This is a genomic window from Carnobacterium sp. GW821-FHT04C06 (assembly GCF_059420345.1).
The window spans coordinates 340,298-357,937 of record NZ_JBWKTN010000002.1 but is presented as its reverse complement, the minus strand read 5'-3'; the positions used below and the strand labels follow the sequence as shown (position 1 = coordinate 357,937).

The 17,640-nt window shown below is 33.5% G+C and carries 16 protein-coding genes; 4 read left to right on the top strand and 12 right to left on the bottom strand.

The features are described 5' to 3' along the window. Window positions 1–20: 20 nt before the first annotated feature. Genes purF through purC form a run of 5 tightly spaced genes read right to left on the bottom strand, consistent with a single transcriptional unit; the run spans window position 21 to window position 5,343 of the window. The gene (gene purF / locus AC07SW_RS05040) at window positions 21–1,460 is read right to left on the bottom strand and encodes an amidophosphoribosyltransferase (RefSeq protein WP_494632374.1); all 1,440 of its coding nucleotides are present in this window, start codon (window positions 1,458–1,460) and stop codon (window positions 21–23) included. Beyond that, the gene (gene purL, locus AC07SW_RS05035) at window positions 1,445–3,673 is read right to left on the bottom strand and encodes a phosphoribosylformylglycinamidine synthase subunit PurL (protein WP_494632373.1); all 2,229 of its coding nucleotides are present in this window, start codon (window positions 3,671–3,673) and stop codon (window positions 1,445–1,447) included. Before purL ends, purF begins: the two co-directional genes overlap by 16 nt. Beyond that, window positions 3,673–4,347, bottom strand: coding sequence for a phosphoribosylformylglycinamidine synthase subunit PurQ (gene purQ, locus AC07SW_RS05030; RefSeq protein ID WP_074401990.1), 675 nt, complete (start codon window positions 4,345–4,347; stop codon window positions 3,673–3,675). Before purQ ends, purL begins: the two co-directional genes overlap by 1 nt. Beyond that, window positions 4,348–4,596 carry a phosphoribosylformylglycinamidine synthase subunit PurS gene (gene purS, locus AC07SW_RS05025; RefSeq protein WP_034570911.1) on the bottom strand — a complete coding sequence of 83 codons (249 nt, stop codon included), beginning with the start codon at window positions 4,594–4,596 and terminating at the stop codon, window positions 4,348–4,350. Window positions 4,597–4,623: 27 nt separating this feature from the next. Continuing rightward, window positions 4,624–5,343 carry a phosphoribosylaminoimidazolesuccinocarboxamide synthase gene (purC, locus tag AC07SW_RS05020; protein ID WP_494632372.1) on the bottom strand — a complete coding sequence of 240 codons (720 nt, stop codon included), beginning with the start codon at window positions 5,341–5,343 and terminating at the stop codon, window positions 4,624–4,626. A 244-nt stretch (window positions 5,344–5,587) separates the two neighbouring features. On the opposite strand from purC, the gene AC07SW_RS05015 reads away from it, so the two are divergent. Together AC07SW_RS05015 and AC07SW_RS05010 are read left to right on the top strand one after the other, a co-directional pair. Continuing rightward, entirely contained in the window at window positions 5,588–6,514 is a 927-nt protein-coding gene (locus AC07SW_RS05015) for a tyrosine-type recombinase/integrase (RefSeq protein WP_162919145.1), read from the top strand. A gap of 41 nt (window positions 6,515–6,555) precedes the next feature. Beyond that, complete coding sequence (locus AC07SW_RS05010; RefSeq protein ID WP_119907734.1) at window positions 6,556–7,791, top strand: PLP-dependent aminotransferase family protein; 1,236 nt, start codon at window positions 6,556–6,558, stop codon at window positions 7,789–7,791. Here the strand turns inward: AC07SW_RS05010 and AC07SW_RS05005 are convergent. After that, on the bottom strand, window positions 7,772–10,120 hold the full coding sequence (locus AC07SW_RS05005) for a tetratricopeptide repeat protein (RefSeq protein WP_119907733.1): 2,349 nt from the start codon (window positions 10,118–10,120) through the stop codon (window positions 7,772–7,774). The two genes, AC07SW_RS05010 and AC07SW_RS05005, sit on opposite strands and share 20 nt — an antisense overlap. A gap of 169 nt (window positions 10,121–10,289) precedes the next feature. Here AC07SW_RS05005 and gloA point away from each other — a divergent pair, with 169 nt between their 5' ends. Next, entirely contained in the window at window positions 10,290–10,670 is a 381-nt protein-coding gene (gene gloA, locus AC07SW_RS05000) for a lactoylglutathione lyase (RefSeq protein ID WP_034570916.1), read from the top strand. 47 nt (window positions 10,671–10,717) lie between these two features. On the opposite strand, the gene tuf is transcribed toward gloA, so the two are convergent. The 6 genes from tuf to AC07SW_RS04970 all read right to left on the bottom strand — a co-directional run bounded on the left by tuf (window position 10,718) and on the right by AC07SW_RS04970 (window position 17,065). Then, entirely contained in the window at window positions 10,718–11,905 is a 1,188-nt protein-coding gene (gene tuf / locus AC07SW_RS04995; RefSeq protein WP_109841423.1) for an elongation factor Tu, read from the bottom strand. A gap of 123 nt (window positions 11,906–12,028) precedes the next feature. Further along, window positions 12,029–12,796 (bottom strand): DUF817 domain-containing protein, encoded by a 768-nt coding sequence (locus AC07SW_RS04990; protein WP_034570921.1) that lies wholly within the window; start codon window positions 12,794–12,796, stop codon window positions 12,029–12,031. 302 nt (window positions 12,797–13,098) lie between these two features. Continuing rightward, a complete protein-coding gene (purB, locus tag AC07SW_RS04985) occupies window positions 13,099–14,397 on the bottom strand; it encodes an adenylosuccinate lyase (protein ID WP_494632371.1) in 1,299 nt (432 codons plus the stop codon). A 14-nt stretch (window positions 14,398–14,411) separates the two neighbouring features. Continuing rightward, window positions 14,412–15,539 carry a 5-(carboxyamino)imidazole ribonucleotide synthase gene (gene purK, locus AC07SW_RS04980; RefSeq protein WP_174222329.1) on the bottom strand — a complete coding sequence of 376 codons (1,128 nt, stop codon included), beginning with the start codon at window positions 15,537–15,539 and terminating at the stop codon, window positions 14,412–14,414. Then, window positions 15,526–16,014, bottom strand: coding sequence for a 5-(carboxyamino)imidazole ribonucleotide mutase (gene purE, locus AC07SW_RS04975; RefSeq protein WP_201785263.1), 489 nt, complete (start codon window positions 16,012–16,014; stop codon window positions 15,526–15,528). Before purE ends, purK begins: the two co-directional genes overlap by 14 nt. A gap of 112 nt (window positions 16,015–16,126) precedes the next feature. Next, window positions 16,127–17,065: a helix-turn-helix transcriptional regulator gene (locus AC07SW_RS04970; RefSeq protein ID WP_494632369.1), complete on the bottom strand. Its 939-nt coding sequence runs from the start codon at window positions 17,063–17,065 to the stop codon at window positions 16,127–16,129. Between the two features lie 117 nt (window positions 17,066–17,182). On the opposite strand from AC07SW_RS04970, the gene AC07SW_RS04965 reads away from it, so the two are divergent. Next, window positions 17,183–17,629 (top strand): VOC family protein, encoded by a 447-nt coding sequence (locus AC07SW_RS04965; RefSeq protein WP_311908085.1) that lies wholly within the window; start codon window positions 17,183–17,185, stop codon window positions 17,627–17,629. Window positions 17,630–17,640: the final 11 nt, after the last annotated feature.

The following is a 17,640-nucleotide window of genomic DNA, read 5'->3' as shown; positions in this document are numbered from 1 at the left end:
TTTGCTTTTTGATACCATTTTTATTTGAGTACCGGTGCTGTTTCTAATGATTTGAGGTAATCTGCTTCATAATCATATAAATCTGTTGGAAAATCGCCATTAAAGTAGGCCATACATAATCCAGAATAAGGTGCATCAAAATTTAAACCAATCGATTCAATCAATCCTTCTTCACTTAAAAAAGATAAGCTATCTGCAAAGATTAAGTCTTTAATTTCTGAAACGGAATGATTGGCTGCTATCAATTCTTCTCTAGTCTGAATGTCGATTCCATAGAAACAAGGATAGCGTAATGGCGGAGAAGCAATACGAACATGAACTTCCTTTGCTCCAGCTTCCTTTAAAAGTTGCACAATACGGCGACTTGTCGTTCCACGAACGATTGAATCATCTACCATCACCACTTTTTTACCAGCTACAACACCTCGAACAGCCGACAGCTTCATACGAACTCCCTGTTCTCTTAATTCTTGTGTTGGTTGAATAAAAGTTCTAGCAATATATTGATTTTTAATTAAACCCATTTCATATGGAATGCCACTTTTCTCAGCGTATCCGCTAGCAGCAGATAGGGAAGAATTCGGTACACCAATCACAATATCTGCATCAATTGGCGCTTCTTCTGCCAATCTACGTCCCATATTTTTTCGAGCCGTATGCACATTCACACCAGCAATATCAGAATCTGGTCTCGCAAAATAAATATATTCCATTGAACAAATTGCCATTGTGGTGTCATCTGTGTACGTTTCAATGGTGTACCCTTCGTCATTAATAATGACAATCTCACCAGGCATCACCTGTCTGACAAAGGTTGCTCCAACAACGTCTAGTGCGCAGGTTTCACTTGCTAACACATAGGCTCCGTTTTTCATTTGTCCGATTGAAAGAGGTCTAAATCCGTTTGGATCAAGTGCTCCAATCATCGCATCACTTGTCATTAATATATAAGCAAAGCCACCTTTAACGGTTTTAAGGCTTTCTTTTAATTTATCAATAAATTGGGCTTCCTTACTTCGACGAATCAAGTGCATTAAAACTTCTGTATCCGAATTGGAATGAAAAATTGCACCTCCCTGTTCTAGTTCTAACCGTAAACTTTTGGCATTAATTAAATTGCCGTTATGAGCTAAAGCAATCTCTTCGTCATAAAATTTAAACAAAAAGGGCTGAATATTATTGATTCCTCCACTACCAGCTGTTCCATAGCGAACATGGCCGATTGCTGAATCGCCTTTTAAACGCTCTAGCTCTCTCTCATCTTTGAAGACTTCTGAAATCAAGCCGACGTTTCGATGGCCTTTTAACGCGCCTTGATGATTTGCCACGATACCAGCACCTTCTTGCCCTCGATGCTGTAAACTGTGTAATCCAAAATAGTTTAAGCGTGCAGCCTCTGGATGACCCCAAACACCAAAAACACCACACTCTTCGTTTAAACTTTTTACTTCAGTAAGCACGGAATCGCCTTCTCCCATAGTTGTCTTAGTTCATTTGTTGCTACTTGATAAGTTCCTTGTTGGGTCTTCATTGTCACGATTGGTTCAGCTGTGACTTCTCCGATTAAAACAGCCTCTTCTCCCATCAGTTTTGAAAAAGCTGCTGCATTTTCTTGCTTAACGGAAAGCACAAATCGTGATTGCGTTTCTGAGAATAGCCACATATCTGGCAAATCAACCGCCACATCGATTCCTACTTCATTTTCAAACGCACACTCGCTTAACGCAACTGCTAAACCACCCTCACTCGTATCATGAGCACTTTCAACTAAACCTGCTTGAATGGCTGATAGTACTTTAGCTTGGCGATTTTGCTCGACTGCTAAATCGAAGTCCATTAACTTTCCTTCAATTTTTCCTAATTCCATTTTTTGTAATTCAGAACCATTAAAATCCGCTTTGGTATTTCCAATGACATAAATATAGTCTCCTGCTTTTTTAAAGCCTTGTGTTGTTATGTGCGTTAATTTTTCTACTAAACCAACCATTCCAATCACTGGAGTTGGATAAACGGCTTGACCATTAAATTCGTTATACATAGATACATTTCCTGATATTACAGGAGTATCTAAAACTTCACAGGCTTTTGAAATCCCGTCAGCTGACGTCCATAATTCCCAGAAAATATCTGGTTTATCGGGGTTTCCGTAATTCAAGCAATCTGTAATTGCTAGAGGCTTCCCTCCACTACACACTATATTTCGAGCTGCTTCGGCAACCGCAATTTGTCCACCTACTTCAGGATTTAAATACAAGTAACGTGCATTGCAATCCGTTGTCATTGCAATGGCTTTATCTGTTCCCCGAACGCGTAAAATGGCTGCGTCACTTCCTGGTCCCACCACTGTATTGGTACGAACCATTGAATCATATTTTTCAAAAACAGATTTTTTAGAAGCAATTGTGGGTTGTTGTAGCAGCTTTTTTAGTGTATCGATAAACGAATTAGCTTCTGGTTGATAATCTTCCATCTCCTTAAAAGCTTGGATTCTAGCTGGTTCAGTGTAGGGTTTATAATAAGTTGGAGCATCTTCTGCTAAAGCATCTACAGGTAAATCAGCCACTAGGCTTCCTTTATGATACAGTCGATACATGCCATCGTCTGTCACTTCTCCAATTGTTACAGCATCTAATTCATATTTTTTAAATAGCTCAACTACTTGGTTTTCTTCCCCTTTTTTCACACAAATCAGCATACGCTCTTGTGATTCAGAAAGCATCATTTCATAAGGTGTCATCTGTGTCTCTCTTTGTGGTACGTCATCTAAATTAAGAATCAAGCCACTCCCCGCTTTAGAAGCCATTTCTGCACTTGACGAAACGAGCCCAGCTGCCCCCATATCTTGAATCCCAACTAAAATTTCTTGATAATCGTAAATTAACTCTAAACAGGCTTCTAATAACAGTTTTTCCATAAAAGGATCGCCTACTTGAACGGCAGAACGTTTGGTTTCTTCTTCATCATTGAATTCTTCAGAAGCAAAGGTCGCACCGTGAATACCATCTCGCCCTGTTTTAGCGCCAACATACATGATAGAATTCCCTATTCCTTTAGCTTGTCCTTTTTGAATGTCTTTATGATCAATTAAACCTACACACATAGCATTCACAAGTGGATTTCCTGCATAACAATCATCAAAGGCAATTTCACCACCGACTGTTGGAATTCCAATACAATTTCCATAGCCTGCAATGCCCGCTACAACTTCTTCAAACAAATATTTTGTTCGCTCGTTGTTTAGCTCGCCAAAGCGTAGGGAATCTAAAATAGCAATGGGTCTTGCCCCCATACTGAAAATATCACGAATAATTCCACCAACACCTGTTGCTGCTCCTTCATAAGGCTCCACAGCAGAAGGATGATTGTGACTTTCCGCCTTAAACACAACCGCTTGATTGTCTCCGATATCGACAATTCCAGCACCTTCACCGGGGCCTTGTAAAACCTGTTTTCCTGTAGTTGGAAATTTACGTAAAACCGGTTTTGAATTTTTGTAAGAGCAATGTTCACTCCACATCACTGAAAAAAGACCTGTTTCTGTGTAATTAGGCAAACGTTTTAAGATTTCCTCGCTAATCGTTGTGTATTCTTCATCCGTTAGGCCCCATTGCTGGTAAATTTTTTGCTCTTTAATTTCTTCTGCTGTCGGCTCTGTGTATTGGATTGTTGTCATTAGTTTGTCACCTTTCTAAAGTTCTCTATCATTGATTTAAAGAAATTTAAGCCATCATCGGAACCTAGTAATTGTTCAACCGCTCTTTCTGGATGAGGCATCATGCCTAGCACATTTCCTTCTTTATTGATAATGCCTGCAATATTCGCAATACTTCCATTTGGATTTTCATTTCCGTAAGTAAACACAATTTGATGATTCTCTTGTAATTCTTTTAATGTCGCTTCATCGCAATAATAATTCCCTTCCCCATGGGCAATTGGAATCTGAATAGTTTCATTCGCTTGATAACAAGATGTAAACGGTGTTTGATTATTAACTACCAATTCGACTGTTTTACACACAAAATGCAAAGATTCATTACGACGTAACGCACCTGGTAACAAGCCTGCTTCCAATAAAATTTGAAACCCATTGCATGTTCCAAAAACAGGTTTGCCTTCATTTGCAAAACGGATGACTTCACTCATAATCGAAGAAAAGCGTGCAATTGCGCCACACCTTAAATAATCACCGTAAGAAAAACCTCCTGGTAATAAAACACCGTCAAATCCTGCTAAACTGGTTTCATCGTGGCGAACATACTCTGCTTCCTCTCCTAAACAATCTGTTATCGCCGTCAGCATATCCACATCACAGTTAGAACCAGGAAAAACAATGACTGCAAATTTCATTTAGTTTTCCTCCTGTATTTCGTAACGATAGCTTTCCATCACAACGTTGCTGAGTAATTTATCACAAATTTCTTCGATGGTTTCTTGAACTGGTCGAGTCGTTTTCTTCACTTTAATTTCAAAATATTTTCCGATTCGAATTTCTTCAATCTCTTGATAACCTAAACGATGAACGGCCCCTTTTACGGCCTCTCCTTGTGGATCTAAAACCGATTGTTTATAAGTGACGTAAACTTTTACAAAATACATATCAGCAACTCCCTTTTTATTATTTTTTTAGATTGATTCAAGTTTTAACAAACGTTCGAATACTTCTTGATAGACGGGAACTAGATTCCCTAAGTCCCGGCGATAAACGTCTTTATCTAAATGTTCGCCTGTTTTCACATCCCATAAGCGGCAAGTATCAGGAGATATTTCATCAGCTAGTAGAATGTTTCCATCTGCTTGTTTGCCAAATTCTAGTTTAAAATCAATCAATTGGATATCGATTTTCTTGAATACTTTTTGTAAGGCTGTATTTACTTCTAATGTCATTTTTTTAATTTTTTTGATTTCTTCTGCTGTTGCTAGCTCTAATAATTGAATATGTTCCTCATTCATCATCGGATCGTCTAGCTTGTCGTCCTTTAAGTAAAATTCAATGATTGGATTAGCTAAAGGAGTTCCTTCCTTCACGCCAAATCTTTTTGAAAAACTTCCAGCAGAAATATTTCTTAGAACGACCTCTAAAGGAAACATTGTAACTGAATCAATTAATTGTTCGGTTTTTGACAGTTTTTTTATAAAGTGATTGTGAACACCTGCTTCTTTTAACAGGCTAAAAAGTAGGCTTGTAATTTGGTTATTCAATTCACCCTTGCCTTGAATCAAATCCTTTTTTTTCCCATTTAATGCTGTTGCTTGGTTTAAATATTCAACCCATATCACATCTGATTCACTTGTCTTATATAATTTTTTTGCTTTCCCTTCATATAAAAGCTCCTGCTTTTCCAAAAAAAGACCTCCAATTAACATTATCTTATAAATGAACAATAAAAGGTTTTAAACTATAAATCGTTCGTCTTAAACACATATTCATTTTAACAATCTGCCAATTCGATGTCAACTTAAATAACGAACATTAAAAACTTTTAATGTATAAATAATTCGCATTAGGAGCATGTTTCTTTTTTTATAGATTATGATTATACTAAGGAAGCGGGATTACACGCACATTCTTTTAAATTGGAGCAGACTAATGGAAAAAATCATTCAACAATTTTTACAAGAAAAAGAAAGCTTAAACAATCTTTCTGAAAAATCTATTTACGCCTATCGCTGTGACCTTAGTGGATTGCACCTTTTTTGCAAAGAACGAAAAGTAGACTGGACTTCAGGAACCATCGATTACTTAACCTATTTGCAAAAAGAACAAAAATTAAAACCCCGAACACTAAGAAGAAAACTAACGACTTATAAAATGTTTTTCAATTATGCTCTTGAAAAAGAAATGATTGTTGGACATCAACCTTTACGTCTTAAAAAAAATGATTTTATCATTCCAAAAAATTTACCTAAAACATTGAATAAAAATGAGATAGCCGATTTAATCCACACAATCTACTTAGAGCACACTATTTTAAAAACAACTTATCGCAAAATGATTTGTACAAGAGATATTGCCATTATAGAATTACTTTTTTGTACAGGAATCCGAATTGGTGAACTTTCTAGTATTATGTTGGAAAATTACAATCTTATTGAACAAACCATTATTATTTATGGTAAAAATCGAAAAGAACGAATGATTTACATTTCAAGTACCGAGGTTCGATTAGCGATTCAAAATTGGCTAGCTCTTAGAGATTTACTTTTACCAAAAACCGATCATCTGTTTATTAATAAATACGGAGAACAGCTATCGATTTTTGGAATTGAGCATATTTTCAAAAAATATAAAGAAAAAGCCAATATTAATTCAGCTGCAACGCCACATTTTTTAAGACATACCTTTGCTACTGAATTATTAAATAATGGTGCAAATATTAGAGAAGTTCAAGAAATTTTAGGACATTCTAGTATTTCTACGACTGAAATTTATACACAAGTCTCAACAAATCGAAAAAAATACGTTCTAGAGAAATACAATTACCGAAATTCATTATTTGAAAATAAAAAAGAATAGAAAAACCTCCAAATAACTATAAATTATTTGGAGGTTTTTAAATGAATGAGTTAAAAAAATTAGAGTACTATCAAAATTATCAAGATATAGAGAAGTGTTTCCTAAAAACTAAGATTAATACATTACCATTATGTGCAGCGGAAAATTTAATATCCCCTTTTGTAAAGATTCCATTATCAAGTGATTATCAGGAACGTTATATTATGAATGGATTACATTCATACGACCCTTTAAATAATTTCATAGGAAGTACATTTCTTTTTGATATTTATCACTTGATAAATTTGCAGTGTACAAAATTATTCGGCTCTATCTATGCAGATGCCCGAACATTATCTGGTATGAATTGTGTAACTTCATTATTAATGTCAATTACAGAAAATGGTGATAAAATCATGGTATCAGATAGTCAATGTGGAGGCCATCAATCTATGAAAAATGTTTGCGAAAGGTTAGGTTTGATTATTTTTAATATGCCTTTTGATTTCGAGAACTATTCAATTGATTATGATGAAACATATCAAATATTAAAAAAAGAAAATATCAATTATTTTCTTTATGCCCCTTCTGATATTATAAACCCTCCAAACTATAGTAAATTAAAATTACCTGAAAATACAGTATTTTTATATGATGCTAGCCAAACATTAGGATTAATAGCTGGAAATCAACTGGATAACCCATTAATCACCATTGATAATAGTATTGTATTCGGAGGAACCCATAAAACTTTACCTGGACCGGCAAACGGATTAATAATGACATGTTCAAAAGAATGGGCTCTAAAAATCGATTCTAATATAAGTCCTAAATATATTCGGCATACTCAAATGCATCAAGTAGTAAGTTTATTGTATGCTTTATTTGAAATGGAAATATTTGGTGTAGAATATTCAAAAAGAATAATCAACTATGCCCAAGAATTAGGATTAGAATTGAGAAAAAGAGAATTTGATATTCCTTTTATTGGAAATCAAGCTACCTACACACATCAAATATTTATAAAAACATCTGAAAAGTTAATGAATACAATTTACTCAAATGCATTTAAATACAATATTACATTGAATAAAAAAGTGAAAAAACTATTTGATATTCACGGTATAAGATTAGGTACTCAAGAAATAGCAAGGTTAAAGTGGGATTATTCTCCCATCAAAGAAATAGCTAATATTATAGACTCACTTAAAGATAATCAAAAAGATACATTGACTTTAATGGATCAATTAAATATTCCTAGAGAAATTGAGTTCACCTTCAAAACAGAGGCAACATAGTATTAAGAAACAGATCATTTTCATTCTGTAAATCTACAATTTTTTTTAATTTATATACATGTTCTTGCCCTAATTGAAAACAAATTTCTTCACCATTTTTACAAAGTAAGTAGCATCTTTCAAGCGTTTCTATTTGTTTTTCTTGGTTTTCATGTATTAATAATCTATTTGTTTTTAATTCCAAACAAATAATACCTAATAAACTATATAATTGAATATTTTTGTCTCCATTATGCATAGAAGAATGGAGACTTTTTTTATAGTAGTATAGAGCTTCATCATAATCACCCATTTGCCTTAAAATTTCTGCTTTTTCATAGTATAAATTAAATCTTAACCTTTCTTTTTTTAACTCATATTCATCAATTGTCTTGTTAATCAGCTTAAGTGCTTCAATGTAATTTTGATTTTTAGTATGATAAATTGCTTTATACTTATTTGTAGAAAGTTCAGCAACTTTGTTGTTCCTAATTTTCTCACATTTAAAAATAATTTTATCAAAATAAGAATCATATTCGTACGGTATAGGTCTATCTAAATACATGTATATACTATTTCGTTCATTCATGCATTTTATATATATATCAATCGTCTCTTTTTCTTTTTTCTTACAAATTTCAATCGTCTCTTCATAATAATTATTTGCTTCCTCAAATTTTCCGATATGTCTATATACATGAGCAATACCCCAGCTAGCCTTAGCTTTTGGATAATTTTTTTCTTTTACTAAATCAGAATTTAAAAGAGATTCATAAATATTCAATGCATCTTCATATCTATTTTGAAGATGATACAAGTTTGCTTGAAAAAAATGTAGTTTTAAATTTTTTTTAGTGATATTTTTATTTCTTATATTAAAATATTTTCCATATAGCTGATTTTCTATAATGTCCTCGGCTTGACTATAACTTCCAGAGCCTACAAGCGCCTCTAATACACAATAGAGTATTTCATTAAACTGCTCATTAAAATTAACCAAATATTCTGTCAAACTTACACTAGATGTCATCAAATCATAAATTTTCAATGCTATCGTATAATTTTTTTCTGATTGTTTTGTATTTAATATATCTACAATATTATTGGAATATCTATTATCAAAAAGTTGATGAATAATTTTAAAATCTCCTAGAAAAATAACTTTTTTTTCAATAAGTTCATTTATTCTTTTTTGTTTACTAATTATATCTGAATAGCTAAATTCATAAAGAATCGGTAAAAATGTTTTTGATATTGAAAATTTTGTATAAGAATTAACTGACTGAAAGATAAATCCAGCGTTCAATAATCTAGTAACTGTCACTGGAATATCAAAATCCTTATCTAAAAAAAATTGGATATCTGTACTCCCAACATCTTTATTAGAGATAGATAATGCTAAATAAGCCTTAAAAAATTCTAAATCATTACTGTTTTCATTTAAATGTTCGAAATAATAACTTGCCATATCTTTAGATTTTAGTATTAGCTTTAATTCATTGTGCCCTCTACTCTGTATAAATTGGACAACAGTCTTTAATAATTCTAAATTACCATTAGTTATCTGATGTATTTTTACAATTTCATTTTCACTAAAAATCAGATTATGATTTGAAAAAAATTCAGATGTGTGGTCTAAAGAAAAATTAGTTAATTTTTTTATTTTGCTAGTACTTAAATCCTTAGGTATAATTGCACTTGAGTAAACTGCAAAAAAGAAAAATTTCGTTTTTTTACTGTGTGTAATAATTGAAGAAAAAAATTCATAAATAGAACTAGCAAGGTCATTAGTTTCAATATTTTCAAAAATAAAAACAATTTGATTTTTTTTCTTATTTTTCTGACAAAGATCTGATGAAATTCTATCAAAGTTTTTATAATTTTTATATTCTAATCCAAAAGAATCATAAATTAAATTAATTATTTGATAGATATCTAATTTTTTACAATCATACATATAAGATTCAGATTTTGTGGATATTTTGTGCGTAGTATATCTAGCATATAGTTCTTTTCCTCTTTCATCCTTATTAATATAAACCGAATTGAAAAATAAATTCATTAATTTCATAAATTCAGTTTTTCCAATACCAGCAGAGCCATAAATTGTAAAAATTTCTCCAGCTTTTACTGACTTCATTTCATTAAATATTTCTTCAGTAATTTCTTTTCGATCAGTAAAATATTTAATGTCTGGTCTTAGAGAATGTGGATAACTTTTTTTTCTTAAAGTTCTTTTTTTAAGATACGTAATTAAAGGTTTTCCTACAATAAGTGGTATAACAGTCACTATAACAGTCACTATATTAAAAAAATTTTCTTTAACAAAATTACTTACTGTTTCATTCATAAATACCTCCAAATAATTTATAGTTATTTTGAGTTTATCACATAAAGAATAAAATTACTATCGTTACAATAATGTTTGGTAATTTTATAAACTCCTCCCTTGTTTTATTCCACATTTCCCTGTATCCTAAATACAAAGAATAATTAAATTTCAAAAGGAGTGGCTTATAATGTCTTCAAAAATGTTACACACTTGTATTCGTGTTAAAGATTTAGATAAATCTCTTGATTTTTACACAAATGTACTGGGTTTAAAAGAAAGTCGTCGTCTTGATTTTCCAGAGCATCAATTTACACTGGTTTATCTCGCTTTTGATAACAGTGACTATGAGTTGGAGCTAACTTATAATTATGACCAAGAAACGGCTTACGACTTAGGGAATGGCTATGGTCATATTGCTATTGGCGTGGATAATATTAAAGAGCTTCATGAAAAACAAGTGGCAGCTGGTTTGAATGTCACGGATTTCAAAGGATTGCCTGGTTTGGAATTTGGCTATTATTTTATTACAGATCCAGATGGTTATAAAATCGAAGTTATTCCTAACTAAACAAAAAAAGACACTTTTGAATTTTCTTCAAAAGTGTCTTTTTTTGTTTAATCTTCAATTTCAGTTACAACTCCTGCACCAACGGTTCTACCACCTTCACGAATGGAGAATTTCGTTCCCATTTCAACGGCGATAGGTGCAATTAACGTTACATCAATTGTTACATTATCACCAGGCATCACCATTTCAGTTCCTGCTGGAAGTTCAATCACTCCAGTTACATCAGTCGTGTGGAAGTAGAATTGTGGACGGTAATTATTAAAGAATGGGGTATGACGTCCTCCTTCTTCTTTAGACAAGACATATACTTCACCTTTAAATTTTGTATGAGGTGTAATACTGCCTGGTTTTGCTAATACTTGACCACGTTCAATTTCTTCACGACCGATACCACGCAATAGAATTCCAACATTATCGCCTGCTTCTCCAAAATCAAGTGTTTTACGGAACATTTCAATTCCTGTCACGGTTGTTTTCTTCGTTTCAGGGAATAGTCCAATTAATTCGACTTCATCGCCAACTTTAACGGTACCGCGATCGATTCTACCACTTGCGACAGTTCCTCGACCTGTAATCGTAAAGACATCTTCAATTGGCATTAAGAATGGTTTTGCATTATCGCGATCTGGTGTTGGGATATAGCTGTCAACGGTATCCATCAATTCCATAATTTTTGCTTCTGCTGCTGGATCTCCTTCTAATGCTTTTAAAGCAGAACCACGAATCACAGGGATGTCATCACCTGGGTATTTATATTCTGTTAATAATTCACGAATTTCCATTTCAACTAAATCGGTTAATTCTGGATCATCGACTAAATCTTCTTTATTGATGAAAACAATCAAATCTTCTACTCCAACTTGACGTGAAAGCAAAATATGTTCACGTGTTTGTGGCATAGGACCATCTGTTGCAGATACCACTAAAATTGCGCCATCCATTTGTGCAGCTCCAGTAATCATGTTTTTTACGTAATCTGCGTGTCCTGGTGCATCTATATGAGCATAGTGGCGTTTTTCTGTTTCATACTCTACATGAGCTGTATTAATGGTAATTCCTCTTTCGCGTTCTTCTGGGGCAGCATCAATACTAGCGTAATCTTGAGGATTTGCAAGACCTTTTTTCGCTAAAACTGATGTGATTGCCGCTGTTAATGTTGTTTTCCCGTGATCGACGTGTCCAATTGTTCCAATGTTTACATGTTCTTTTGTTCTTTCATAATGTTGTTTTGCCATAACTTACAAACCTCCTTGGTTAATGTTCTTGATTAAGAGTCTGACCATCACTGACCAACTCTTAAGATAGTTATACACCCATTCAAGAAAAATAGCAAGTATTTTCGCTTATTATTTGTAAGCTTATTTTTTCAGTTCATTTTTAGTCATCTTTAGTTGCGCAACAATCATGATACTGATAATAATCAGTAGATACCAACTTGTTATTTTCCCAAGATGTACGAAGCGCCATTGTTTTAATTGATCTGGATAAGCCCACGCACCAAAAAAACTTGCAATATTTTCTGCTACCCAGATAAAGAAAGCAATGCATAGAAAAGAAAAGCTTAGCGGCATTTTCAGGCGACTTTCACCGACTGTAAAATAGACCCATGTAGGATAAAATAAATAAAATACGGCTACAATTAAAAACCAACGCAAATCAACCATAAAATGGTGGGTAAAAAAATTCAGATAAATCAGACTGCACAATAAAATAACTACTTTAGTATTTGGCCACGTACTCATTTTCAAATCAAAAACCTTCCATGCTTTACAAATATAGCTCCCTATACTTGAATACATAAAACCACTATACAACGGGACACCACCAATCTTCCAAAAACCAGCACCTGGATAACTCCATGATCCAAATTGAACTTTGTAAATTTCTAATACTAATCCAATAATGTGAAATAACATAATAACCTTTAATTCATCCTTGGTTTCTAGTTTAAAATAAAGCAGTGTGATTTGTGTAAAGATACAAATTAGCAACAACAGATCGTATCGAGGAATCATTCCAATTGATATGTATTTCGTTAGTCCAAGTGATATAACAATAATTATAGGAAATAAACAACACTGTATTTGCTGATAAGTAAACTGTAAAATCCCTTTAACAACCTTCATATGCCCACTTCCTTCGCTTCTATTTTCGCGTTTTATTCTAAAGAAAGAACTAAGAGAAAACTAAATTTAGGATAAATTCAAAAAAAATTCACACTTTTTTTACATATTCGTACCAATTTAATCATTATTTCGTCATATTTATTGCTTATACTATATTTATAACCAAACAACAACCAACTTTTTTATTTTTTCATTCTTTACTCCTCCAAAGTAAAGAACCAACTCCTTTTAGCCATCTGATTTAATTCAGGTGGCTTTTTTTTTAATAAAAAAAACTTCCCTAAAGAAGGGAAGTTTTTAGTTTATTTATTTAAACCAACTCGATCAAAAATTGTATCAACATTCTTTAAATGGTAATGATAGTCAAATGCATCATCTAAATCTTCCATTGATAGAATCGACATAATTTCAGCATCTTCTTCTAATAATGGACGGAATGGTACTTGATTGTCCCATGAAATAGCTGTTTTAGGTTGAACTAAATCATAGGCTCCCTCACGGCTCATTCCTTTGTCAATCAATTTCAACAATACTCGTTGACTGTAAATCAAACCAAATGTTGCCTCCATATTGCGTTTCATATTTTCAGGGAAAACTGTCAATTTTTTCACAATATTGCCAAAACGGTTTAACATATAATCTAATAAAATCGTTGCATCAGGTAAAATAATCCGTTCTGCAGATGAATGTGAAATGTCACGTTCATGCCACAACGTTACGTTTTCATAAGCAGTTACCATATGTCCTCGAATCACACGAGCTAAGCCGCTCATATTTTCTGAACCAATTGGGTTACGCTTATGAGGCATTGCTGATGAACCTTTTTGACCTTTTGCAAAAAATTCTTCTACTTCGCGAGTTTCAGATTTTTGCAAACCGCGAATTTCAGTGGCAAATTTTTCGATACTTGTTGCAATTAATGCAATCGAAGACAAGTATTCTGCATGTAAATCACGAGGCAATACTTGAGTTGAGATTTCTTGCGCTCTTATCCTTAATTTATCACATACATATTCCTCAACAAAGGGAGAGATATTCGCAAAGGTTCCAACAGCGCCACTAATTTTCCCAGCTTCAACACCTTTTGCAGCATGTTCAAAGCGTTCAATATTGCGTTTCATTTCGGAATACCATAAAGCTAATTTCAAGCCAAATGTTGTTGGTTCAGCGTGGACTCCGTGAGTTCTTCCCATCATAACAGTCATTTTATGTTCTTTCGCTTTTTCACCAATAATCGTTAAGAAGTTAGTCAAATCTTGACGAAGAACATCATTCACTTGTTTTAATTGATAACCGTAAGCTGTGTCGACAACGTCTGTACTTGTCAAACCATAATGAACCCATTTACGTTCTTCCCCAAGTGACTCTGAAACTGCACGGGTAAATGCTACAACATCGTGTCTTGTTTCTTGCTCAATTTCTAGAATTCTCGCTACGTCGAAACGAGCATTTTTACGAATTTTTTCTACATCAGCTTTTGGAATGTCTCCTAGTTCCGCCCATGCCTCGTCTGCTAATATTTCGACTTCTAGCCAAGTATCATAACGGTTTTCATCTGTCCATAATTTACCCATTTCCGGTCTTGTATAACGTTCTATCATTGTTTAATTCGCTCCTATTCCCAAATTCCAGTATCTTCGATGGTTTCTAATGTTCGTTCAATGTCTTTTGTTAAAATCGTGATATGTCCCATTTTACGGCCTAGTTTTGCAATTCCTTTTCCGTAATAGTGGAAATGCCAATCTGGTTTTAATAAAATTTGAAATAACGATTCTTCGATTTGTTCTCCTAATACATTCACCATTACTGCTGGTGAGAGCAATTCAACTTGGGGCAATGGCCATCCACAAATTGCGCGAATGTGTGCATCAAATTGTGAAAATGTACAAGCTTCAATTGAATAATGTCCCGAATTGTGTGGACGAGGCGCTAGTTCGTTAACATAGAGTGTGCCCGTTGAAGTTAAAAATAACTCAATGCCTAAGACCCCCACTAGTTCTAACTTTTCTGCAATCACAATCGCGACGCGTTTAACTTCTTCTGCAACGTCTAAAGGAATTCTTGCTGGAGCAATCGTTTCATGTAAAATATTTTTACGATGCAAGTTTTCTACAACTGGAAATACAGTAATTTCTTCTGCTTCGTTTCGCGCCACCATAACGGAACACTCACGTTCAAAAGGAATCCATGCTTCTAGCACACAAATGCCTGTTTGTAGTAAAAATTCACATTTTGGAATGTCTTCTTCGCTATATAAAACAACTTGTCCCTTACCATCATATCCGCCACGAATGGTTTTTAAAACACAAGGAAATCCAATACTATCAATAGCTAAACGAATATCTTCTAAATCAATAATTGTCGCATAAGGTGCAATATTGATATTATTTTCTTCTAGATACGCTTTTTCTAATAAACGATCTTGTGTAATAGATAATAAATCGCTACCTTGTGGAACTTTCACAATAGATTCAATTTTGCTTAATGCATCTACGTCAACATTTTCAAATTCATAGGTAATAACATCACACTTTAAAGCCAACTCCATTAATGCTTCTGCATCGTTATATTTTGCTATAATTTGCCAGTCTGCTACTTGAGCGGTTGGACAGTTGGCTTCTGGATCTAAGACTCCTACTCGATAACCCATTTCTTTAGCTGATAAGGTCATCATACGCCCAAGTTGTCCTCCACCAATGATTCCGATTGTTTTTCCTGGAACGATCAGATTAGACAAGTTCATCACTACTTTCCATTGCTTTTTCTTTTATTTCTTTTCTTCTCTTATTTAGTTTATCAGTAATTGCCTCATCTGTCATTGACAACATTTGTAAAGCTAATAATCCAGCGTTTGTGGCTCCTGGTTTTCCAATCGCAACCGTTGCTACTGGAACACCGGCTGGCATTTGTACAATTGAAAGCAGGGAGTCCATTCCTTTTAAACTTTTTGATTCAATTGGGACTCCGATTACAGGTAAAGTTGTTTTTGCCGCCACCATTCCTGGTAGATGAGCCGCACCTCCTGCACCAGCAATAATTACTTTAATCCCCTTAGAACGAGCCGTTTTTGCAAATTCAAACATATAGTCGGGTGTTCGATGAGCGGAAACCACTTTTTTTTCATACGGAACCTTAAATTCATCTAAAATTTTGCACGCATATTGCATTGTTTCCCAGTCAGAAGTACTTCCCATGATAACAGCGACTTCATTGATCAAATTATTTCCCCCTCATCCAATCTCTTCTCTTTGATTTTAACAAGGCCATGTAAAGGAGTCAATTATTATCGAATATTATATCTAATTTTTAATAAATCGTTCGCTTTTAAGCTTATTTTATGTTTTGATAATATTTTGCTAACTCGTTTATTCTATTTTCAACTATTTTTTTTAATGCTGGAGGCCTAATAGCCAAAATAGTCTCTCCATATCGTAATAAATAATTAGCAATAAAAGGCTCTTCATGCTGTTGGTAGCTTCCCTTAATTATAATTTTATCGGTTTCAATCAACTTCATAGATGGGTAATTTTCTTTGTAAAATAGATCCTTAGCTTGTTCTTTTATCTCGACTTCAAAATCTGTTCCTAATTTCGTCTGTTGGTGAATAGATAACTGTAATAATTCTTCTGAAAGAAACGATGAAGGTCTATTTTCTACATCAAAACTAGTTATTTTATCACCTCTAAAAACAATCATGCGCTTTGTTTTCAAATTAATTCCACTGACATACCATTGTCCAAATTTAGCCGATATTTTAAAGAATTGGACAGAATAAACTTGTTCCACTTCTCCTTTTAAATAACTAACAGTACACTCATTTCCAGTTAAAATACTTTCTAAAATTTGATCTAAAAAAGAACTCACATTAGGATGCGGGTATGATTCAAAATTTAGAACCTTCTTCATTTTATGAAGATGTTGCCATTGATCTTTCGATAAACATTTTTCAAAGTTTTCATTCAATTTTTTTACACTTAAATGAAATGGTGAGGATTGATACGCTTCTAATGTAAGCATCGCAAAATAAAGAGCATAAATTTCATCAATCGTAAATAAAATTGGCGATAAGAGTCTATTTTGCAAAATACCATATTTCCCATAGCGTCCATACTCAGTATAAATGGGCATTCCCAACTCTTCCAAAGAACGCACATCACGAAGTGCAGTACTTTTGGAAATAGTATAACGCTCCATTAGTTCTTTCAAGTTGAAGAAAGAGCGATCATTCAAGTATCGAATCATATCATTTAACCGTTCTGATTTTTTCATTCTTCTGCTCCTTTAAAAGGTGTCATGTTTTGATCTCTTTATCTACTATACTGAAGTCAAGATAATCAATCAACTGAATGAAGCGATTATCAATAAAATAAAAAGGAGTTTTTTAGAATGAATCAAACGTTAGAAATCGGTATTTTTCTTTCAATGAATGGCAAAGCACAAGAGGCAATCACTTTTTACAAAAAACACTTACATGCCAAGGAACAATTTAAAATTACTTATGAGGAAATGGCGGAGCGTGACTCTTCTCTCCTAGTAACCGAAGAAAATAAACAGTTTATTTCTCACTCTGTTCTAACAATTGGCAAAACTAAAGTCATGATTGCTGAAGAAAGTATGGACTTGGAACGACCTTTTCAAATTGGAAACAACCTTTCTTTATGTATTCAAAGTGCTGATTTGCAACAAATTCAACAGTTTTATACTAACTTAGTGAGTGCACCTCGAGTAAAAGTACTTGTCCCTTTATCTGGCAATGCCTTTAGTGAGGCATACGGCGTTATTCAAGATCCTTTTGGGGTTCTTATTCAGTTAAATCATGATGACCGTTTATAAGCCTAAATACT